Annotated in this window: 18 protein-coding genes; 13 read left to right on the top strand and 5 right to left on the bottom strand. The window is 42.8% G+C overall.

Annotated elements, in window-relative coordinates; genetic code table 11:
- Window positions 1–55: 55 nt before the first annotated feature.
- From GTQ43_RS19745 to GTQ43_RS19735, 3 genes are all read right to left on the bottom strand, one after another.
- Window positions 56–1,024: a response regulator gene (locus tag GTQ43_RS19745; protein ID WP_265274462.1), complete on the bottom strand. Its 969-nt coding sequence runs from the start codon at window positions 1,022–1,024 to the stop codon at window positions 56–58.
- The gene (locus GTQ43_RS19740) at window positions 1,024–5,193 is read right to left on the bottom strand and encodes a PAS domain S-box protein (RefSeq protein ID WP_265274461.1); all 4,170 of its coding nucleotides are present in this window, start codon (window positions 5,191–5,193) and stop codon (window positions 1,024–1,026) included. Before GTQ43_RS19740 ends, GTQ43_RS19745 begins: the two co-directional genes overlap by 1 nt.
- Window positions 5,194–5,930: 737 nt before the next feature.
- Complete coding sequence (locus tag GTQ43_RS19735) at window positions 5,931–6,167, bottom strand: hypothetical protein (RefSeq protein ID WP_265274460.1); 237 nt, start codon at window positions 6,165–6,167, stop codon at window positions 5,931–5,933.
- 593 nt (window positions 6,168–6,760) lie between these two features.
- On the opposite strand from GTQ43_RS19735, the gene GTQ43_RS19730 reads away from it, so the two are divergent.
- A complete protein-coding gene (locus GTQ43_RS19730; RefSeq protein WP_265274459.1) occupies window positions 6,761–7,756 on the top strand; it encodes a cyanophycin synthetase in 996 nt (331 codons plus the stop codon).
- Window positions 7,757–8,430: 674 nt separating this feature from the next.
- On the opposite strand, the gene shc is transcribed toward GTQ43_RS19730, so the two are convergent.
- Window positions 8,431–10,347: a squalene--hopene cyclase gene (shc, locus tag GTQ43_RS19725; protein WP_265274458.1), complete on the bottom strand. Its 1,917-nt coding sequence runs from the start codon at window positions 10,345–10,347 to the stop codon at window positions 8,431–8,433.
- A gap of 228 nt (window positions 10,348–10,575) precedes the next feature.
- Between shc and GTQ43_RS19720 the strand changes: the two genes are divergently transcribed.
- A complete protein-coding gene (locus GTQ43_RS19720; protein ID WP_265274457.1) occupies window positions 10,576–11,835 on the top strand; it encodes a glycosyltransferase in 1,260 nt (419 codons plus the stop codon).
- 46 nt (window positions 11,836–11,881) lie between these two features.
- Window positions 11,882–12,118 carry a hypothetical protein gene (locus tag GTQ43_RS19715; RefSeq protein WP_265274456.1) on the top strand — a complete coding sequence of 79 codons (237 nt, stop codon included), beginning with the start codon at window positions 11,882–11,884 and terminating at the stop codon, window positions 12,116–12,118.
- Between the two features lie 98 nt (window positions 12,119–12,216).
- Here the strand turns inward: GTQ43_RS19715 and GTQ43_RS19710 are convergent, their stop codons facing one another.
- The gene (locus GTQ43_RS19710; protein WP_265274455.1) at window positions 12,217–12,567 is read right to left on the bottom strand and encodes an ArsR/SmtB family transcription factor; all 351 of its coding nucleotides are present in this window, start codon (window positions 12,565–12,567) and stop codon (window positions 12,217–12,219) included.
- A gap of 80 nt (window positions 12,568–12,647) precedes the next feature.
- On the opposite strand from GTQ43_RS19710, the gene trxA reads away from it, so the two are divergent.
- The 10 genes from trxA (at window position 12,648) to GTQ43_RS19665 (ending at window position 21,512) form a co-directional block, all read left to right on the top strand.
- Window positions 12,648–12,971, top strand: coding sequence for a thioredoxin (trxA, locus tag GTQ43_RS19705; RefSeq protein WP_012412473.1), 324 nt, complete (start codon window positions 12,648–12,650; stop codon window positions 12,969–12,971).
- A gap of 284 nt (window positions 12,972–13,255) precedes the next feature.
- Window positions 13,256–14,050 (top strand): SDR family NAD(P)-dependent oxidoreductase, encoded by a 795-nt coding sequence (locus tag GTQ43_RS19700; protein WP_265274454.1) that lies wholly within the window; start codon window positions 13,256–13,258, stop codon window positions 14,048–14,050.
- 147 nt (window positions 14,051–14,197) lie between these two features.
- Complete coding sequence (locus GTQ43_RS19695; RefSeq protein ID WP_265274453.1) at window positions 14,198–15,310, top strand: alkene reductase; 1,113 nt, start codon at window positions 14,198–14,200, stop codon at window positions 15,308–15,310.
- A gap of 184 nt (window positions 15,311–15,494) precedes the next feature.
- A complete protein-coding gene (locus GTQ43_RS19690; RefSeq protein WP_265274452.1) occupies window positions 15,495–16,160 on the top strand; it encodes a nitroreductase family protein in 666 nt (221 codons plus the stop codon).
- Window positions 16,161–16,272: 112 nt separating this feature from the next.
- Window positions 16,273–17,571 carry an MFS transporter gene (locus GTQ43_RS19685; RefSeq protein ID WP_265274451.1) on the top strand — a complete coding sequence of 433 codons (1,299 nt, stop codon included), beginning with the start codon at window positions 16,273–16,275 and terminating at the stop codon, window positions 17,569–17,571.
- 73 nt (window positions 17,572–17,644) lie between these two features.
- Window positions 17,645–17,743, top strand: a complete 99-nt coding sequence (locus GTQ43_RS41790; RefSeq protein ID WP_414859125.1) for a type II toxin-antitoxin system RelE family toxin — start codon at window positions 17,645–17,647, stop codon at window positions 17,741–17,743.
- A gap of 293 nt (window positions 17,744–18,036) precedes the next feature.
- Complete coding sequence (locus GTQ43_RS19680) at window positions 18,037–18,726, top strand: SDR family NAD(P)-dependent oxidoreductase (RefSeq protein WP_265274450.1); 690 nt, start codon at window positions 18,037–18,039, stop codon at window positions 18,724–18,726.
- Between the two features lie 34 nt (window positions 18,727–18,760).
- Window positions 18,761–19,528, top strand: a complete 768-nt coding sequence (locus tag GTQ43_RS19675; RefSeq protein WP_265274449.1) for a class I SAM-dependent methyltransferase — start codon at window positions 18,761–18,763, stop codon at window positions 19,526–19,528.
- A gap of 62 nt (window positions 19,529–19,590) precedes the next feature.
- Entirely contained in the window at window positions 19,591–20,289 is a 699-nt protein-coding gene (locus GTQ43_RS19670; RefSeq protein ID WP_265274448.1) for a glutathione binding-like protein, read from the top strand.
- 32 nt (window positions 20,290–20,321) lie between these two features.
- Entirely contained in the window at window positions 20,322–21,512 is a 1,191-nt protein-coding gene (locus GTQ43_RS19665; RefSeq protein WP_265274447.1) for an MFS transporter, read from the top strand.
- Window positions 21,513–21,519: the final 7 nt, after the last annotated feature.

The raw sequence follows: 21,519 nt of genomic DNA, 5'->3' as shown, positions 1-21,519 counted from the left end.
TGTAAGTTGCATAGTGGAGTGAATTTGAGAGTAACTCCTAACTTCTACGGATGTACTACCGCAAATTTTTACTGCCAGGTGATACTATATTTTGCACAAAGCGATCGCGTCCGGCTTCCTTTGCTTGATACAATGCCCGATCTGCGGCGGCAATCATTTCTTCCAAGTCAGAATTCGGTTGAGGAATTTCTGTCGTAAATCCGACACTAATGGTTACATGAGGACAAACTTGAGAATTTTCATGAGGAATTGCTAATGTGCGAACAGCATGGCAAATTTTCTCGGCAACACAAGTCGCCCCCTCGGTATCTGTGTTAGGTAAAATCACAGCAAATTCTTCCCCACCATAACGGGCAACTAAGTCACTGGGACGTTTAATAATATCTTTGATGGCTTGAGCAATTTTCTGAAGACAGCGATCGCCTACCCGATGCCCATAAGTATCGTTATATAATTTGAAGAAATCAACGTCGCAAAGAATCAAAGAAAGGGGCCGTTGCTCCCGTTTTAGACGCTGCCACTCTTGATTAAAATACTCTTCAAACCGTCGGCGGTTAGCTACTTGAGTTAATCCATCGATAGTAACTAATCGCTGCAATTCCAGATTAACGGTTTCCAGTTTTTGCTGTAACTGAGATTGTTGAATTAAGCGTTTTACCCTTTGTCGCAATACTGGCCAGTGAATCGGTTTAGTAACATAGTCCATTGCCCCCACCGCAAAGGCACGGTCAACTGACTCTTGATCCTCAAGTCCTGTAATCATTAAAACTGGAGTATGCTTGCTAAAATCAAGAAGCTCCAACTGAGTGCAACACTCGAACCCATCCATATCCGGCATGATGGCATCAAGGAGTATTATATCAGGGTGCAGTTGGTTAAAAGCTTTTATTGCCTCTATGCCATTTTGAGCTTCCGCTATTTGATAGCCTTCTCGCTCCAAGAAATTCCGCAGGATCATGCGGATAAAAGGTTCATCATCAACAATTAGAACTAAAGATTGGCTTTCTTGAGCAATGGCTTTCATTATGCTTCCTTCACAAGTTCTTTTTCTAAGTCTGTTTTAACTCGTTCATATTCCTGGTATAGTTGTGTAAGTAATTCTAGGTTGTTTTCTAATTTACTGTTGTCTCCCTGTGCTTCAAACACCTTGCAAAGCTGCGCCAGGGCCATAGCTCCAACTGAGGCACTGCTAGACTTGAGTTGATGAGCTATCTTCCATACATTCTGGGCATCCCGATTGGCGATCGCTGTACTAATACCTTCCACCAGTTTCTTAGTCTCTGTAAGATAACACTCAATCAGTTCAGCAAATGCAACATTATCTCCCCTGACCATATCTCGCAAAGATTGGAGAATTTTAGGATCAATTTTGGCGCTTTTTAATGTCTGTTTTTGTCCTTCTTCTGGTATATCTTGTGAAGGTTGCAATTCTAAGCACATCACTTTACCTTCTTTGACTGTGGAAGTGAATTCAGGACTCCTTTGGGGTGGACATTTTCTGAGTGCCTGAGCTAACTCTTGCAGTTGAATGGGTTTGCTAAGGTAATCATCCATACCAGCAGCAAGATAGACTTCGCGATCGCCCCGCATTGCATTGGCAGTGATCGCAATGATATGGGGACGTAAACCAACTTCCCATTCTTGACAGATTCTCCTAGCTGTTTCTAACCCATCCATTTCGGGCATCTGGATATCCATCAACACTACGTCATAATACTGTTTTTGCAGAGTCTTCAGTACTTCTACGCCATTGGTGACGACATCAGCCGAATAACCCATTTTCTGTAGCATCAGTAAGGCAACTTTCTGATTAATAACTGTGTCCTCTGCCAGAAGAATCCGTAGTGGTAATTGATCGGCTAAATACCGATCGGCCAAGGGAAAATGAGAAATATTGGCTTGGATCGACTGATTTCCCAAAACACGGGTAAGAACATCGGAGAGTTGAGACTGTTTAATGGGTTTACTCAAAGAGGCAGTAAACTGGATATCATTAAAGTCAAAGGATGTTTCGAGTCTACTCAAAGAAGTCAGAATCACTAAAGGCAGATTTTGACAACCAGATTGCTGGCGAATTTGACGAGCTAAAGTTATGCCATCTATTTCCGGCATTTGCATATCTAAAATGACAATATCAAACTGCACTCCCTTGGCAAGTTGAGCTAAAGCTTCTTTAGCAGATTTGGCAGCATAAGTTTCCATTTTCCAAGACTCTGCTTGCAAACTGATAATTTTGCAAGTGGTCAGATTGTCATCCACAATCAACAGGCGCTTTCCCTCAAACTGCACTGGCCAATTGCTTGATTCAGATGGTTCTGGCAGAGTAGCCATTTGGGTAGTAATAGTGAAATAAAATGTTGAACCTTGGGAAGAGCCAACGTCGGGCAGTTTTCTTTCTACCTTCTTTGATAATAACTTTCTACTTTCCCATCTAGGGCTAGGATTGCCACCCACAAAACCTTGACTTTCTACCCAAAGAGTGCCACCCATCATCTTACTTAGTCGTTTGCTGATGACCAGTCCTAATCCTGTGCCGCCATATCGTCGAGTCATGGAGACATCAGCCTGAGTGAAGGGGTGAAATAACCGCTCCATCTTCTCTGGTGTAATGCCAATACCTGTATCTGCGATCGCAAATTGAATTTCGTAGAGAGTTTGCGACTCTTCTACAGGTATCGAGGATAGGGAAGAAGTTTCTCGATCCAAATTCCCCAGTTCAACAGAAAGTATTACTTCTCCATGTTCAGTAAACTTAATGGCATTGTTGAGGAGATTCATCAAGACTTGGCGCAGACGTGTCATATCGCCGACGATCTGGGTAGGAACTTGCGGATGGATTAGGTAAGCTAGCTCAATATCCTTTTGGGCAGCTTTCGCGGCTAATAGCGAAATAGCCTGTTCTACACAAGCCCTTAAATCAAAAGGCTGTTCTTCTAATTCCAACTTTCCCGACTCAATTTTGGAAAAATCTAGAATGTCGTTAATGATAGTAAGCAAAGCATCTCCGCTACTGCGAACTGTTTCCACAAAGTCTTGCTGTTGAGGTGTGAGGTCAGTATCCAGCAGCAGATCGGTCATGCCAATAACAGCATTCATCGGAGTCCGAATTTCGTGGCTCATCATCGCCAAAAATTCACTTTTTGCCCGATTTGCAGCTTCCGCCTGACGTTTTGCCCGTTCCAAGGCAAAATTTTTCAAGGTAAGTTCTTCCCGTTGACGCTTTTCTTGCTCCAGTAAGTGAGCGTGTGCTAGAGCAATACCCAGTTGAGCCGCCACTGCTTCTAGTAATTCGATTTCGTCTGATGTCCACTGGCGAAAATAGCTGTACTGATGTAAGCCGATCGCCCCATTGGGTTCTCCTTGATAGGAGGTGCGAATTGACAGCATCGACTTCAGCCCAATTTCTCGGCAAATCGGTTCAACTGCGTAGAGTAAAGGATCGGCGTACACATCTGGGGAAGCGATCGCACTTTCTTGTGCCATCATCCGCTCTACGTGGGGATTGTTCGTCATCGGAACTTCCAATTTCAAGACGGAGCAATAACTGGGAAGTGTATTATACTCTGCTACCAAAGGAATTTGGGGAGTGGGGTAGCTAATGAAAGAATGGATCAGACAGCGATCAACTTTAAATGCTTGTCCAATTTGGGTAGCAGCCGTCTCAAATATTTTGCTGCTATCAAGACTTTGACGAATTTCCTGAGTAATTTGTTCAAGTAGTAGGGTGCGATGCAATTGCCGTTGCAGTGCTTCTTTAGCTCGTTTGTTTTCGGTAATGTCGTGATTAATACCAACAGTGGCAACAGTTTCCCCCTGTTCATCCTGTAAGGAAATTACGGTTGTTTCGCAAATTCTCTCGCTACCATCTTTGCGAATAAAGTTTATTTCCCCTGACCAGCGTCCTTGCTGCTTGATTCTTTCAAAAATTTTGGCATTTAATGTTGCGGCTACTTCTGGTTTATGCAAAATCCTGGGATGTTTAGCCAAAATCTCGGACTTGGTATAGCCAAACATCGCTTCAGCCGCAGGATTCCAGTCAATAATATTTCCGGTTAAATCTGTGATAATTACGCCATCATGCATATTTTCAAAGGTGAGAGCTTGCCGATGCAGACTAGCTTCAGCTTGCTTGCGTAAACGAAGCTCGTTGTAGACATCGCTAATATCTCTCTGAATGCCAATAAAATGGCTTAACTTCCCATTTTCGTCATGAATAGGAGAAATACTCAATTCATTCCAAAATAAGATACCATCTTTGCGATAGTTGCGGAGAATAACTTTACAACTTCTTCCAGCTTGAATACATAAACGTAGTTCATTGAGTGCTGATTGCTGTATATCTGCACGTTGCAAGAATCGACAGTTTTGCCCAATTACTTCATTGGCACTGTAGCCTGTTATTTGCTCAAATGCAGCGTTAACGTAAATAACTGGATTAGAGGCGAGTCTGGCATCAGCGATAATAATTCCATTACTGGTAGCAGCAAGTGCCCTCTCCCTCAGTCTCAAAGTTTCTTCAGTCTGCTTTAAATCAGTAATGTCAAACATAAACCCCCTCAGCATAGTGGGAGTTCCTGTTTCCTCAACGACGCTAACAACGTCTCGCAGCCAGACAACTCGCCCATCGGCTGCTAACATCCGATATTCTGATTCGTGGTTTTCGCACCTCGCCGTTGCTTCTTGGCGAAAACGAACGGACTTTTCCTGGTCGTGTGGATGCAGATGATTGACCCAAAAATTTTTCTCGTACCATTGTGCGATCGCATAATTTAGCAAGTCTACCGCTTGCGGCCCAACGTAAGTAAACTGCCCAGTTTGCAAATCTAATTCCCAAGGAATAACTTTGACAGTTTCCAGCAATTGTTGCAGACGATTTTCGCGACTGCGGAGTGCAATTTCGATCTGTTTCTGTTCAAGAATCTTGTGATTTAACTCCTGATTTATTGCTGTTATCTGCTGGATATTTGCTTTCATTGCTAGGGCAAAACAGATTGATAATATCAGTGTAATAACAAGTAAGATACCTGCTATTGATACTACTTGGGTTAACAAACCCGGAGTTTGGATTAAAAATCTTTGCCAGAGTAAGACTACAGAGATTGAGAAGAAAATCCCTAGCAACAGAGCTAGTAATTTCTGTTTGCGGAAAAAATTCACAGCTTTGAACCAGTTATATCGGTGCTGTATGACCACTTATTAACCCTCCAGCACTTTCAGGGTTTATTGTGCTAGCTTTTACTTTTAAGTAATCTGAAATATCAATAGCAAGGGGGCAATTACGGAATTTTTTTAATGTAAAACTTTTAATGGAGAATATTTGTATATGAGATTAATAACATAACTTATTTAACGGTTCGCAGAAGTCATTACTCTCTCGACGTGACTCTGTTGGCGTTCAATTATTAGAGAATGTTTGAAATGTCTAATTTATTACTAGTACAGTGCGGCGGAAATAAACCACCCATTCCAAATCAATGAAACCCTCATGCTGTATTCGTTTTTAATTTTTAATTTTTAATTCCGCCCTGCGGTACTAGCCTTGGCACAGGTGCGGTTAAAAATTCTTGATTTTCTTTTTCTGGCGTTGCTGCTGATTGCGGTGAAAAATCCTTGTAGAGACATAAAATTTTACGTCTCTACATTCAAGTTCACACCTCGATTCAGCAACGCCCTTTTTCTCTTAGAGTACTCCAAGTAAAAAAATGCCCAATTGTCATTGCCAATGTAACGAAGTGGAATGAATCATAAGTCCTTCGGACACGCTTCGCGAACGCAAAGGTTTTGTGATTTTTACATTCTGTTACATGGTTAGGTTTATTTGTACCGACTTACTTCGTCTACGTTCGCATAGCGTTCTGTAGGAAAGTTAGACTTCTCTATGGGACGCTACGCGAAAGTTTGTGTACTAGCGAAGTTGATGAGACTGTACTTTAAATCGCCGATGCTTCGCGTTGACAATCAAAAACAACCATATAGGAAGCATTTGGTATTTCCTGGGGGAGGTGTCGCATATAGCCATCTGCATCAGAACGGCTGCGGAAGCGTGCAACAATCTCACGTTGCGTATTAGGAAGTAGGCGAGCGATCGCCCAAGAATTGAGGCGTTCCTTATAAGCAATAGCCTGATTGTCTGATTTAGAAGCTTTGTTAACCGTATTTTCTGGCATAATTATGTTATCCGTATGAAGTTTAATGAAGGGCGTTAATTAGTTTCTAAGTAGGAATGCACTAACGCTTTTTTTTTATGCTGCTGCCACCTTGTTATTCGATTATCAATAGGTTGTCAACACTTAGCGCGATATTTTAGACCAACTAAGCTCTAATTTTCAGATAGCTATGAATCTCAAAGCCTTAATTTGCAATTGTTTTCAGCACATCAAAATGCTCAAGCAGAAAGTTTGGCAAATATTGGATTTTGATGATTTGTATGCATAGGCATCAGTAAAATCAGTATCAGTGTTAAAACTAAAGTCAATGTCTGAAAAAAGACTACCAAAGTCTCATCTGGGTACACTCCTAATTTTCGACGAGGCGGGCTACACGCCTACGGTAAAGCTATATTGCGGGCATTTACATTTTTTATAATTAGTTGAGAATATTTAAAATTTAATAACTTATTCTAGATAGTAAAAAATTAACTTTTTTCAGGTTTCTACTGTAGCTATAGGAACAATACATCGGGCAATTATTTAATTTAGAATATCTTGACTAATTGCTATAAAAAAGTTAAGATTTGCCCGGTAAAATTATAGTTGTGATAATGGAAACGCCATTTATAACATCAATCATTCAAAAAGTAGCCGAGGAAATAGGAGCAGTAGTTTTAGTAGATCCAGAATGCAGCTTTGTGGGACTAATTACCTTTAAAAACGGGAATAAAACTTTTTTTCGGACTGCCAGATTTAGTATTAATTCTTCTGGTTCAGTAGCAATAGCTAAAGACAAAAGTGTTTCTAGCTTTTTTCTGAATAATTTTGGCTACAAAGTTACTGAAGGAAAAACGTTTTTTAGTGAAGAGTTATGCGAAGAAATAGTTAATATCAGGAATATAGATGCGGGATTCTATTATGCCAAAGCGTTAGGATTTCCTGTAATTGTCAAACCGATTAATCTCAGTCAAGGAATATTTGTTACAAAAATTTACAATAAGCAAGAATACTATCAAACAGCCAAGAAAATCTTGCAGAAAGTCTCAGGATTTATTGTTGAAAGATTTTATAGTGGCAATGACTATAGGATTGTAGTCCTTGATGATGAAGTAGTTTCTGCATATCAAAGAATTCCCCTATTTATAACCGGAGATGGTCAATCTAATGTTTTAGAACTTATGCAACAGAAGCAGGAAAGTTTTATCAAAAACGGGAGAAAAGAAATTATAGATTTTGAAGATTACAGAATCAAGAAAAACTTGCGAAGACGAAAGCTAAATTTAAATAGTGTTATACCTAATAATAATATTGTTTACCTTTTAGATAATGCAAATTTATCGACTGGAGGTGAGGCAGTAGACTTTACAGAAAGTATTCATCCTGAATTTCAAAAATTAGCAGTAAGTATTACAAAAGATATGGAACTGAGATTAGCTGGTGTGGACATTCTTACTAATGATATAACATCACCAATAGTAGATTATACAATTATTGAAGTAAATGGCGCTCCTAGTTTAACTCACTATGCATCATTTGGTGAAGTTCAGACCAAGAGAGTAGAAAATTTATATCTTAAAGTTCTCAAAATACTTGAAAACGATAAATAAGGTTCTTCATTGCTTGTTATGCTAAAAACGCTTATAAAATAGCTCAGATTACTTGCTGGGCAGGGAAGATAGCTTTTAAACTTGGATTTTGAGCCTTTGGAATAAAATCAAGGTTAAAACTGCCAAAAAGCCTTGCTATTAAAGGTAAATCCCGAATAATCGTTTCAATTTCAGCATAACATCTACGGAAGAGCCATAAATAATCTCATGTTCGGTAAATTATTTGTGATATCAATACTGTTCGTTTAAGGCAAGAGACGCGATAAATCGCCGTCTTTACAATAATCAGTCCTTCGTACTGATGGCGATTTATCGCTGGTTTGGGATCTATATATTTTCATCAAATAACTTTAACTGAACCGTATTGCTTGTGATGTTAAGCATTGTAGGGGCAATTCATGAATTGCCCCTACGACGGATCTGGTTTTTCCAATCATCTATACTTGGTCTTTCCTGTCAATGCGTAATATCATGTCTGCTTGATTACTTATTAAACTAGAAGAACCCCACCCCGCCAAAGCTATGCTTTGTCTCCCCTCCCCTTACTAAGGCTACGGTGTACACACAAGTCTTAGATATATCGTTGCGAGTGCAACGAAGCGATCGCACTATGAACTACAGTAATAGACATTTGGGGCACAATATTGTTTGTGCCCCGATCGCAGTCAGAACAATTAACCTTTTTTAATCATTGTTTGATAGCGACCTAGAGCGATTAAAGGAAAGTATTGTTGATACAGATGATACTTAAGATAAAAATGGCAAGGGAAGCCAGTACCAGTAAAGTCAGCTTCAAACCAAGTACCATCAGCCTGTTGAGTTGCAACTAGATAGCCAATTCCCTCCTCAATAGCATCAAGTGCTAATTTACCAGTTGCTTCACCTGCTGCTATTAAACCTATTATTGCCCAGGCGGTTTGAGATGCAGTACTATTTCCTTTTCCTTTGAGACTGGGATCGTCATAGCTGCGGCAAGTTTCACCCCAACCGCCATCTTGGTTTTGACATCCCACTAACCAGGCTGCTCCCCGCTCTATACTGAGTTTATGCCTTTGAGGATCGATTAACGCCAAGGCTGACAAAACGCCACTGGTGCCGTAAATATAATTTACACCCCAACGACCAAACCAACAGCCTTCAGTTTCTTGTTCGTGCAGAAGATAAGTCAGCGATCGCTCTAAATTATCACTATCAATTGACAAATCACAAGCACCAAGCATTTCTAGCACTCTAGCCGTAACATCTGCGGTGTTTGGATCGATCATCGCTTTCAAGTCACCATAAGGGATGGAGTTAAGCCAATCTTGATCGTTGTCCAAATCAAAGGCAGCCCACCCGCCTGGTTTGCATTGCATAGATGCAATCCAGTTTAACGCCCGTGCGATCGCAGCTTGTTTAATTTTTTCATTGGGGAGTTTCGCCAAATGTAAAGCCATCACCACCACCGCCGAGTCGTCTACATCGGGATAAAAGCGATTCTCAAACTCAAACGCCCAAGCCCCTGGTTTTCCCTGGCGATTTTTTACAGCCCAATCACCATAATCTAAAATTTGTTTTTGCAATAACCATTCTCCAGCCTTGACTACAGCCGGATAATCTGGCGCAAAACCAGATTCTACTAAAGCACGTATCGCCCAAGCTGTATCCCAAACAGGTGAGACACAAGGTTGTACTCGGTAGCTATTTTCTGTTTCAATGACAAAGTTATCAATTGCTTGTAAACCTCGTTCCACAATGGGATCGCTGCGGTCATAATCTAGACAGCGCAAAGCTAACATTGAATTCAGCATCGCCGGAATAATGCCGCCCCAGTCACCTGTAGCCTCTTGCCGTTCTAAAATCCATTTTTCGGCGGCTTTGATGCCTTCTTCCCGAAAAGGTACTAAATTTAGGCTTTCGGCCAACTTGAATCCTCGATCGAGGGTAAGGAATAAATCTGTCCAATCACCACTTTGGGGTAGTTCCCACCGGACTCGATCGACACCTTCAGCGTATAGCTCATCTAGGTTGATAGTTGGGTTGGTGATAAAAACAGGTTTGCGATCGCATACAATCAGTAATGGTACTGTGCTGGAACGCGCCCAGCTAGACATTTCATAGATATTAACTGGGAAAGCCTTTGGCAACAACATCACCCAAGGCGGTAGCGAGGGAATACCGCACCAGTTGTAGCAGCCAATCAAAGCTAAGTGCAACTTAGTAAAAATCCGAGTTTTGCTAATCCCACCGCGTTTGAGAATAAAGGCTTGGGCCCGAATCATCGCTGGATCGGTTGCTGGCACATCTAGCAGTCTCAACGCCATGTAAGCTTCAACTGAAGTGCTGAGTTCTCCACCATCACCATAGTAAAGTTCCCAGCCGCCATGCTGTCGTTGCTCTTGACGCAGATATGCTGCAACTTTGTGTAAAGGTCTGGTTTGGTCAGTTCCCCAGATTTTATGCAAAAGGACGGCTTCAGCAGTGATAGTGACATTAGATTCTAACTCTGCCCACCAGTAACCTGCCTGATTTTGAATCGAAAGCAAATATTGTTGACTAGCTGCGATCGCATCTGCAACTTGATTGACTTTTACCCTGTCTTGTGTTTGCATCAAATACAATTTAACCTCAACACTCAAGCTATGAACACGGCACTAAAGTAAAAAAATTTTCTTCTATTTGGTAGACATAGTATTCTGTCTGAGTCACTGAGAATTTGCAATAGGTCAGCCCCTTTCGGAGGAATTAAAAATTAAAAAACCCATAAATTTATTTATAATTTGTATTCTTTTTTTTTGAATTTTGAATTTTGAATTTTAAATTGGAGCGAAGCGACGGTTATGGGTGTAATTGTATTAGGATTAGTGCTGTTATCCTTGACAATTTGGTTGGGATTACTGTGTTTTCGGGGACAATTTTGGCGCACAGACCAGCAATTAGAGGCAGAGACGTTGGATACAACATCTCTAGAATCGTTTCCTGTGGTTTGTGCCGTCGTCCCAGCCCGTAATGAAGCTGAATTACTACCAACCACGTTGCGATCGCTCCTACTGCAAGACTATCCTGGTTATTTCAACGTGTTTTTGGTAGACGATCGCAGTACAGACCGGACAGCAAATTTCGCCGAAGGGGTTGCACACGCTATCGGTAAACCCCAGCAATTGCACATTATTTCAGGCGAATTACTACCTTCTGGTTGGTCGGGCAAACTTTGGGCAGTTGAGCAAGGTATAAATAGTGCTAGTAAATTCGCACCTGACTATTTTTTACTGACTGACGCAGATATCGAACACGATCCTGGTAATCTCCGCCGCCTCGTAGCCAAAGCTGTCCAAGAAGATTTAGACATGGTTTCGGTAATGGTGCGACTTAGGTGTGACAGCTTTTGGGAAAAACTTTTGATTCCAGCTTTCGTCTTTTTCTTCCAAAAACTCTATCCTTTTCGCTGGGTGAATAATCCCAACAATCTCACGGCAGCCGCCGCCGGGGGATCTATTCTGATTCGCCGTGAAGCTTTAGAGCGAATCGGGGGTATTCAAGTCATTCGCCAAGCTTTAATTGATGATTGCGCCCTAGCTCAAGCTGTTAAGCAGAGTCGGGGAGATGAGGGAGAATTATTTAACAAGTTTCTTACCCAATGCCCAGTACCCAATTCCCAATCCCCAATCCCTAATCAAGGGCGTATCTGGCTAGGATTGAGTACCTTGACTCGGAGTTTACGTCCTTATGATTCGCTGGCAACAATTTGGGATATGGTTGCTCGTACTGCCTATACCCAACTCAATTATTCTCCATTACTACTATTGGGTACTTTGGTGGGAATGCCTCTGATTTATCTAGTTCCACCTGTGTGTGTAATTCTAGGTGCAGTTTGGGGTAGTTGGGCGATCGCACTTACGGGTTTATTAGGATGGCTATTAATGGCTTTCGCTTACTACCCGACGATCCGCTTTTATAAATGTTCTCCTTGGTTAGCCTTTAGTTTACCTGCGATCGCTTTTCTCTATACGTTGATGACTTTAGATTCAGCACTCCAGCACTGGCAAGGACGCGGCGGTGCTTGGAAAGGAAGAGTTTATCCCAGTTCGGATAATTTATAATTGGGATAAAATTGAAGTAAGCCGATAGTGGTTGATTAAAAAAATTATGACAACCGCAACACCAACAAATAATCCTGTCATTGTCCCTAAAAAGCTGCCTTTTCTAGAATCAATTTGTTGGCAAACCGCCGATGTCTATCGGTTTACTTTAGAAGAAATGCTGAGTCGCTACGAGCGTGGCTGGCAATATCGCAACCTATTTAATAATCTTGAGGGTGAAGAACTCAATTTTCTTAGGGAACTTGCCAGACGCTATAAATCCTGGTTGCAAGTTTGTTTATGAACTCCAGGTTTGAACACCATAATCAAATTCTCACAGTTCTTGAATGCTTAAACTAGAAGATTCTTAAACAAATAGCGATCGCCCCATGCCCCATGCCCCTAAATCCTGGAAGCTATCTCTTTACCACTCACAGGGCTAACAGGCAATGGTTGAGCAGCTTTCAATACCGCATCCAGCAACCCTGGAAACAGCATCTCTAAATCTTCACGCCGCAGTACATTAATATGGTGTGTCCCTTCTTTACGTGTAAGGACTATCCCAGACTCCCGTAAAATCTTAAAATGATTTGACATCGTAGACTTAGCGATCGCAAAATCAAACTTGGCACAGCATTGTTCCCCCTCAGTCGCCAGCAGCCGTACAATCTCTAGCCGCACTGGATCGCCCAATGCATACAACACTCCCGGTAAAGAAATATTTTTTTTATCTGGATGATAAAGAAATCTCATAGTTGCATTATCTCATCAGGTGGCATATATTTTTATTATTCGATATTATCGAATTATAGAATTAATTAGGAAGGCAATTTATGTCATCCATTACAAATGTCACAGAAGCCACATTCAAGCAAGAAGTCTTGGAAAGTGAAATTCCGGTTTTAGTGGACTTTTGGGCACCGTGGTGCGGCCCTTGCCGGATGGTTGGCCCAGTGGTCGATGAAGTTGCTGCGGAATATGAAGGACAGGTAAAATTCGTGAAGCTGAACACAGATCAAAATCCTACTGTTGCCAGCCATTATGGAATTCGCAGCATCCCGACGCTGATGGTTTTTAAGGGAGGTCGGCAGGTCGATACTGTCGTAGGGGCCGTCCCAAAAACCACCTTGAATAAGACCTTAGCACAGCATCTTTAATTTGAGTTAAGGGCATTGGGCATTGGGCATGGGGCATTGGGCATTGGGCATGGGGTATGGGGCATTGGGCATTGGGCATTGGGCATTGGGCATGAGGCATGAGGCATTGGGCATTGGGCATTAGTTCTTTATTCTTTCTCCCCCTGCTCCCCCTGCTTCCCCTGCTTCCCCTGCTTCCCCTGCTCCCCCTGCTCCCCCTGCTCCCCCTGCTCCCAAGCACTCCTCATCCCCCTTGTCTCCTTAGTCACAAACCATTCTGTTTTAAGTAATGGGAAAAGAGCGAAATGGACTTAAAATTATCTGGTAAATCCGCGTTGGTAAGTGGCTCAACGGCAGGTATTGGTTTTGCGATCGCTCAAGCGCTGGCTCAAGAGGGTGCGTCAGTGATTGTCAACGGTCGTTCTGAAGAACGAGTAACCAAAGCGATCGCTAAAATTAAGCAAAGTACACCTGACGCGAAGGTTTCTGGTGTTGTTGCTGACGCAGGTACTGCATCAGGGTTAGAGGAGCTTTTTCAAAAAGTTCCTCACGTTGATATCCTCATTAACAACGTCGGGATGTATGAGCCAAAAGCCTTTTTTGATATTACTGACGAAGATTGGTTAAAGATATTTGAGGTTAACGTCCTCAGTGGAGTCCGTTTAAGTCGGCAATATCTGCAAAAGCAGCTAAAACAAAACTGGGGGCGGATAATTTTTATCTCCAGCGAATCTGGTATTCAGATCCCAGTGGAAATGATTCACTACGGTACAACGAAGACAGCACAGCTTGCCATTGCCAGAGGTTTAGCAGAAATGACTGTCGGCACTGGAGTCACGGTAAACTCCGTCCTTCCAGGGCCAACACGCTCAGAAGGTGTGGAAGATTTTATCACCAAACTGGCACAGAAAAATGGTATTACTCCAGCAGACGTTGAGGCTGAGTTTTTTCAGAATATACGTCCAAGTTCCCTAATCAAACGTTTTGCAACTAATGAAGAAGTCGCAGCGATCGTAGTTTACCTTTCTAGTCCTGTAGCTTCAGCAACTAATGGCGCAGCTTTGCGGGTAGATGGTGGCGTAATTCGCTCGATTGTTTAGTTAATTTGCTTTGCATAGGAATGGGGAGTGGGGGAGATGGGGGAGACAAGGGAGACAAGGGAGACAAGGGAGAATTATTTAACAAGTTTCTTACCCAATTCCCAATGCCCAATTCCCAAGGACTAAAATAATTTGGAGATAAAACCAATGACTACTGATATCAATTTATTCTCTCCTTATCAATTAGGGAATCTTGAACTACCTAATCGGATAGTAATGGCACCCTTAACTCGAAATAGGGCAGGTCAGGGAAACGTACCATACGAACTGAATGCTACTTACTACGCTCAACGTGCTTCTGCCGGACTGATTATTGCCGAAGCAACACAGGTAACTCCTGAAGGACAGGGTTATCCTGCTACACCAGGAATTCATTCACCAGAACAGGTTGAGGGATGGAAGCTAGTAACCGATGCCGTACATCGGGAGGGAGGGAGAATTTTTCTGCAACTATGGCATGTAGGCAGAATTTCTCACCCAGACTTACAACCCAATGGAGTTTTACCTGTAGCACCTTCTGCCATTGCTCCGAAAGGTGAGGCTGCAACTTATGAGGGGCCAAAACCCTTTGTTACTCCCCGTGCTTTAGAAACTTCAGAAATACCGCAGATAGTTGAACAGTACCGTCAGGGAGCGGCAAATGCTCTAGCGGCTGGGTTTGATGGGGTAGAAATTCACTCAGCTAATGGTTATTTAATAGATCAATTTCTCCGCGATCGCACCAATCAACGTACAGATAAATATGGGGGTGATATTGAAAATCGCGCCCGATTCCTGTTAGAGGTGACAGAGGCGGTAACTAGTGTATGGGATTCTAACCGAGTTGGGGTACGTTTATCTCCCAGTGGAACTTTTAATGATATGGGTGACTCCAACCCCCTGGAGACATTTGGTTATGCGGCTCAAGCGTTGAACCGATTTAATTTGGCATATCTGCATATTTATGAGGCAACAGAGGCAGATATTAAACATGGCGGGATAATTGTACCCACCAGTCATATCCGCGATCGCTTTACAGGTACACTCATCGTCAATGGTGGTTATACCCGTGAAAAAGGCGATGCAGTGCTGGCAAACAAAGCAGCAGATTTAGTTGCCTTTGGTACATTATTTATATCAAATCCAGATTTACCCCGACGCTTGGCTTTGAATGCACCACTCAATGAACCAAATCAAGCAACCTTTTATGGTGGCGGTGAAAAAGGATATACAGACTATCCATTTTGGTCAGCGGCTAATCAGGCAGTAGCTAAGGCGTAATTCGTAGTTCTTAGTTCATAATAGAGCCTCCGGCACGCTCCGCGAACGTAATTATGAGGGATCTAGGCAAGTTGTTTATTCTGAAACAGGGAATAATTTTTATTTTTGTTTCATGAATAAATAGATTTGGTTGTACTCTAATTACGAATTATTTAGTCAATAACCCAATTATCAGGAGAATCTCATGAGTCCGATCACTCAAATCCAACCTTTAGATGTACCCAGTGCGATCGCTAAACGCCGTTCCATCAAAACTTTTACAACAGACCCCATCACCCCTGAATTGCTTAAGCAACTGGTAGAGTTGACCGTGGCCGCCCCCAGCAGCTATAATATTCAGTCTTGGCAAATTATTCTTGTGCAAGATGAGGCGCAAAAAGCAGCACTGTCAGCCGCATCTTTTAATCAACAGCAAATTATTCAAGCACCTGTTACCTTTGTTTTTGCCGCCGATCCTAACGCCAGCGAACAAAACTTGACTCCAATTATAGACCAGGGACTCGAAACTGGTGCATGGAATGAAGGCACGGTAAACTACTTTAAAACCGCCATCCCACAATTTCAAGCTGGGCTAGGCGACAAGCGACGCGAATATGCGATCAAAGATGCCATCATTGCCGCTACCCATTTGGTGTTAGCAGCAGAAAGTTTGGGATTATCCACTTGTTTTATGAACGGTTGGATTGAGGATAAGGTAAAGGAAGTGATTGGTGCTGGGGATAATCCAGATTTAGCGATCGCTGTTGTTGTTCCTGTTGGTTATGCAGCCGAACCCCGCTTAAATCCCGGTCGTTTACCATTCTCCTATAACGTCTCTGTGGATAGAATTGGCAACCCTTATGCAGGGTAGTTAACTCTAAGTTGGGAATTGGGCATTGGGTAAGAAACTTGTTAAATAATTCTCCCTTGTCTCCCTCATCTCCCTCATCTCCCTCATCCTCCCCACTCCCCATTCCCTACTCATGACCCTAGCCTCCTTCCTAGCACGTCGTTCGTTCCACTATGGCTGGATTGTTGCGGGTTTAACCTTCCTAGCCTTGCTAGTTGCGGCCGGAATTCGCTCTGCTCCGGGAGTTTTTATAGTCCCTCTCGAACACGAGTTTGGCTGGAGTAGAGCAACTATATCTTTAGCAATCTCCATTAACTTAGTACTTTACGGACTGATTGGCCCTTTTGCTGCCACAGTTATGGAGCGAATTGGCATTCGCCGGATGATGGTATTCTCCCTTGCTATCATTGCCCTTGGTGTCGGTTTAACCACTTTGATGTCAGCATCTTGGCAGCTAGTCTTGCTGTGGGGTGTAGTTGTCGGTTCTGGTAGCGGAGTTATCGCCCTGGTTTTGGGGGCTATTGTTGTCAATCGCTGGTTTTTTGAGAAGCGGGGTCTAGTTCTCGGTATCCTAACCGCCAGTACAGCCACAGGACAACTGGTGTTTTTGCCCATACTGGCTTCAATAGCCGATCGCTTTGGATGGCGAACTGCGGCCCTGGTTTTGACTGGTGCTGCACTTCTAATTATTCCAGCGATCGCCGCCTTTATGCGCGATCGTCCGGCTGATGTCGGTTTGCGACCCTTTGGCGACAACAGCGAAACTGTAGAAACATCACAGCCTAGAGCAAATTCCATCGCCTCTACCCTCAACGCTCTCTGGTTGGGAATGCATAAGCGCGACTTCTGGCTGCTATTTGGTAGCTTTTTTATCTGTGGTGCTAGCACAAATGGTTTAATTGGAACTCATCTAATTCCCGCTTGTATTGACCACGGTATCCCGGAAGTCAAGGCTGCGGGACTTTTGGCAATCATGGGACTATTCGATTTTTTTGGAACTACTATGTCCGGTTGGCTATCTGACCGATGGAATAATCGCTACTTGTTGTGCTGGTACTACGGACTACGGGGTTTGTCTTTGATTTTCTTGCCCTTCAGTTTTAACTTTTCCTTCTATGGACTTTCCATTTTCGCCGTCTTCTATGGACTTGATTGGATTGCTACCGTACCACCGACAGTCCGTCTTGTTGCCAATGCCTTTGGTAAAGAAAATGTCGGCGTAATGTTCGGTTGGATTGTCGCAGGACACCAGCTTGGTGCAGCCACAGCAGCATTCGGAGCCGGAGTATTGAGAACCTCGACAGGTAGTTATTTACAAGCGTTTATTTTATCAGGAGTTCTCTGTCTGATTGCCGCAGTTGGTGTACTGCAAATTGGTCAAACTCCCACTAAGGGCAATTCACAGCAATCTTCAGTCACGCTCAATTCTTAATTTATAGCTGATATGTACCTTGATTTCATCAAATAAATCCTTTGGTTTATAACGCTCTCGCAGTAAAAACCTATTGAGAATTAAAGGATACCGAGTGATTTATGAAATATATGACGATATTTTGTTAACAAGTATAGTTAAAGTAGGGCATCGCAGTAAGAGGATGTTTTAAAAGTCATGATTGATGTATCAAATATTTCTTTACCCCACCCTAACCCTGCCCGATATATTGGGGAGCCACTGCGTTGGGCGGGCAATGCCCGACTTGAAGCATGTGGCGTGAGGGAACCGGATTTTCTTGTTTCCCACCTTTATAAGAGGGGATTAAGGGGGGTAATAATTCGATTAAAGTCACAGCTAACTACTTTTAAAACATCCTCTAAGGTTTATGAAGATGAAAGTTGACATCCCAAAAAAACTAATAACTATCATCAGCTGTTAATCCTAACAAGGAGAATTAAATTTATGACAACAACAGCTTTAATTGTCGGCGCAGGTAGCGGACTAAGCGCTTCTTTAGCTCGCCTATTTGCCAAAGAAGGATTCACCGTAGCTTTAGCGGCTCGTAAAATTGAAAAACTCACTCAATTAAGTAGTGAAATTGGCGCAGTTAGTTTCGCTGCTGATGTTTCCAAGCCAAATGAAGTAGAACAGTTATTTATTGATATTGATAATAAAATTGGTTCCCCGAATATTGTCGTTTATAATCCCAGTTTTCGGGTGCGGGGGCCTCTTGTTGATTTAGATCCTGGTGAGGTAGCAAAAACCTTAGATGTAACTGCCTATGGTGGCTTTCTTGTCGCCCAAGCTGCTACCAAAAGATTTTTGCAACTTGGCGGTGGTGCTATATTTTTTACGGGAGCCTCAGCGAGTGTTAAGGGCTATCCTCTATCTGCTCCCTTTGCAATGGGTAAATTTGCACTGCGCGGTTTGGCTCAGAGTATTGCGAGGGAATTAGCACCAAAGAATATCCATGTGGCGCATTTTGTAATTGATGGGGCAATTCGTTCAGCAGTTCGCCAAGATCCGGTAGATAATCCTGATAGTACTCTTGACCCAGATGCGATCGCTCAAACTTATCTCAGCATTTTACGCCAGCCCCGTAGTGCTTGGACTTATGAAGTAGAACTACGTCCTTGGGTAGAGAACTTCTAGCCTAGAGAATTGTTACAAAAATGGTTTTGCAGGTATGAAAATTGATTTTGGTGCAACTGCTGTTGATTACGCAAAACACCGTGCTGGCTTTCCCAGTTCATTATTTAATAAACTGTCAGAATATGGTATAGGTTTACCAGGACAGAATATTGTTGACCTTGGTACAGGAACAGGAACACTAGCGCGGGGCTTTGCCGATAGAGGTGCTTATGTAATTGGCATAGATCCATCAGCATCACTTTTAGAACAAGCAAGACACTTAAGCGAATCTGCCCAAATCAAAGTAGATTATCGAGTTGCAACCGCCGAGAATACCGAGTTACCAGATGCAAGTGCCGATGTAGTCACATCTGGACAGTGTTGGCATTGGTTCGATCGTCCCCGTGCTGTCCAGGAAATTACTCGGATATTGAGAGAAAATGGTTTGATTGCGATCGCACATTTTGATTGGATACCCTTAAAAGGTAATGTGGTTGAAGCCACAGAACAATTGATCCAGGCTCATAACCCCGCCTGGAATATGGCTGGCGGTAATGGCTTGCATCCCCTGTGGTTACAAGACATTGGCGAAGTTGGATTCCGAGATATCCGCACATTTTCTTACGATGTATTTGTACCTTATACACACGAGGCTTGGCGGGGACGAATTCGGGCTAGTGCTGGTGTGGGAGCCAGCTTAACACCAGAAAAAGTAGAAGTATTTGACCAAGAATTAGCAATATTACTCCAAACTAAATATCCCACACCAATCCTTGAAGTTCACCATAGAGTTTGGGCAGCGATCGCCAAATCACCACAATAAATACAAAACCTCTGCGTCCCTCTGCGTTTAAACTCAAACCCTCAATCTAAACAAAAATAACCATGATTGAACTTTATTATTGGACAACCCCAAACGGTCATAAAATTACGATTTTCTTAGAAGAAGTTGGCTTACCCTACACCATAATTCCTATAAATATCGGTGCCGGCGATCAATTTAAACCCGAATTTCTAAAAATTTCTCCTAACAATCGCATCCCCGCGATCGTTGACAACGAACCAGCAGATGGAGGCGCGCCGATTTCGGTATTTGAATCTGGGGCAATCTTGCTATATTTAGCAGAAAAAACTGGTAAATTAATCCCCCAAGATTTACGCCAACGCGCTCAAGTTTTAGAATGGTTGTTCTGGCAAATGGCAGGACTGGGGCCAATGGCGGGACAAAATCATCACTTTAGTACTTATGCTCCCGAAAAGATTGAATATGCCATTAACCGTTATGTGAATGAGACGGGACGCTTATATGCAGTGCTGAATAAACAACTAGCAGATAGAGAATTTGTAGCTGGTGATTATTCTATTGCCGATATTGCGGCTTATCCCTGGATTGTACCTCATGAACGCCAAAGTCAGAATTTAGAAGATTTTCCTCACATCAAGCGCTGGTTTGAGACAATTAAAGCTCGTCCGGCAACAATTCGCGCCTACGAGAAAGCTGAAGCATTGAAAACTCAAGCCCTCGATCCAGATAAATCACGAGATTTATTATTTAACCAATCGGCGAAGACTATTAAACCTTGAGCATTTTGGGCATCAAAAAATAGGAGAATTGTGTGGGCAGGTTAGCAAGGGATATAGCAGACAAAACGCCTGTTTCATTAGGATTGTTGGGCGCTGCTGCCTTCATGGTGATTGCTGATGCACGAGTGATTGACCCTCTGCTACACATTATTGCCGACGAGTTCAAAGTTGGTGTTGGTAGCGCTGCGGTGATTATCTCGGCATACACGATTCCCTACGGTTTATTTCAGTTAGTTTATGGGCCACTCGGCGATCGCATTGGCAAACTAAAGGTAATTACAATCGCACTAACCGCATTTGCTGTGGGTACTGCGGTTTGTGCCTTTGTATCAAACATCGTTTTACTTACCTTGCTGCGGTTTCTCACCGGGATGGCTGCTGCTGGAGTCATCCCCGTCACCCTAGCTTATATTGGTGACAACTTTCCTTATGAAAAACGCCAAGCTGCGATCGGTAAGTATCTAAGTGCCTTGATGCTAGGTCAAATTCTCGGTGGTAGTTTGGGCGGCATTTTTGGAGAATATATTAGCTGGCGTGATATCTTTCTCCTGTTTGGTATCGTCTCCCTTGCCATTGCTGGAATTTTATGGCGAGGGACACGCCACCTAGAAAATAGTCAACGTCCCCAAGATCGTATAGGTAGGTTGACATTTCGACCTTATTACCAATTATTGACCCAACCCATTGCGCGGACTGTGATTATCGGGGTGTTTGTAGAAGGTTTTTGCATCTTTGGGGCATTTGCTTATCTGGGTGCATTTCTGCGCGATCGCTATAGTCTAAGTTATGTAGCAATCGGGTTTATGCTTAGTGGTTTTGGATTGGGTGGACTGATTTACAGTCGTTCAGTTAAATGGTTAGTCAAGCAACTAGGTGAAACTGGTTTAATGGGGGTAGGAGGAGGTTTGATGTGTATCAGCTTCTTAGCGATCGCATTATTCCAGAACTGGATACTGTTTATCCCCTTAAGTATTTTAATGGGATTAGGCTTTTATATGATGCACAGCACCCTCCAGACCCAAGCCACTGAGTTAGCACCAGAAGCACGAGGCACAGCCGTTTCGTTGTTTGCCTTCAACTTGTTTGTCGGTCAGGGCATTGGCGCAGCAGTATTTGGTAGGATTGTGGATAACTTCGGCTACATTTATTGTTTTATTGTGGTTGGTATAGCGATCGCTCTGCTCTCTGTTTGGCTAGTCAAGCAGAAGCAATACAGCACTTAATACTCAC

Origin of the sequence: Nostoc sp. KVJ3, assembly GCF_026127265.1 — a bacterium.
Lineage (GTDB): Bacteria > Cyanobacteriota > Cyanobacteriia > Cyanobacteriales > Nostocaceae > Nostoc.
The sequence above is the reverse complement of the archived record's forward strand: the minus strand, read 5'-3'. Positions and strand labels throughout refer to the sequence as shown.

What these genes read in the sequence shown, in the direction of transcription:
- GTQ43_RS19745 (WP_265274462.1), bottom strand. Translation starts at nt 1,024, where the DNA reads ATGAAAGCCATTGCTCAAGAAAGCCAATCTTTAGTTCTAATTGTTGAT.
- GTQ43_RS19735 (WP_265274460.1), bottom strand. Translation starts at nt 6,167, where the DNA reads ATGCCAGAAAATACGGTTAACAAAGCTTCTAAATCAGACAATCAGGCT.
- GTQ43_RS19730 (WP_265274459.1), top strand. Translation starts at nt 6,761, where the DNA reads ATGGAAACGCCATTTATAACATCAATCATTCAAAAAGTAGCCGAGGAA.
- shc (WP_265274458.1), bottom strand. Translation starts at nt 10,347, where the DNA reads ATGCAAACACAAGACAGGGTAAAAGTCAATCAAGTTGCAGATGCGATC.
- GTQ43_RS19720 (WP_265274457.1), top strand. Translation starts at nt 10,576, where the DNA reads ATGGGTGTAATTGTATTAGGATTAGTGCTGTTATCCTTGACAATTTGG.
- GTQ43_RS19715 (WP_265274456.1), top strand. Translation starts at nt 11,882, where the DNA reads ATGACAACCGCAACACCAACAAATAATCCTGTCATTGTCCCTAAAAAG.
- GTQ43_RS19710 (WP_265274455.1), bottom strand. Translation starts at nt 12,567, where the DNA reads ATGAGATTTCTTTATCATCCAGATAAAAAAAATATTTCTTTACCGGGA.
- trxA (WP_012412473.1), top strand. Translation starts at nt 12,648, where the DNA reads ATGTCATCCATTACAAATGTCACAGAAGCCACATTCAAGCAAGAAGTC.
- GTQ43_RS19700 (WP_265274454.1), top strand. Translation starts at nt 13,256, where the DNA reads ATGGACTTAAAATTATCTGGTAAATCCGCGTTGGTAAGTGGCTCAACG.
- GTQ43_RS19695 (WP_265274453.1), top strand. Translation starts at nt 14,198, where the DNA reads ATGACTACTGATATCAATTTATTCTCTCCTTATCAATTAGGGAATCTT.
- GTQ43_RS19690 (WP_265274452.1), top strand. Translation starts at nt 15,495, where the DNA reads ATGAGTCCGATCACTCAAATCCAACCTTTAGATGTACCCAGTGCGATC.
- GTQ43_RS19685 (WP_265274451.1), top strand. Translation starts at nt 16,273, where the DNA reads ATGACCCTAGCCTCCTTCCTAGCACGTCGTTCGTTCCACTATGGCTGG.
- GTQ43_RS19680 (WP_265274450.1), top strand. Translation starts at nt 18,037, where the DNA reads ATGACAACAACAGCTTTAATTGTCGGCGCAGGTAGCGGACTAAGCGCT.
- GTQ43_RS19675 (WP_265274449.1), top strand. Translation starts at nt 18,761, where the DNA reads ATGAAAATTGATTTTGGTGCAACTGCTGTTGATTACGCAAAACACCGT.
- GTQ43_RS19670 (WP_265274448.1), top strand. Translation starts at nt 19,591, where the DNA reads ATGATTGAACTTTATTATTGGACAACCCCAAACGGTCATAAAATTACG.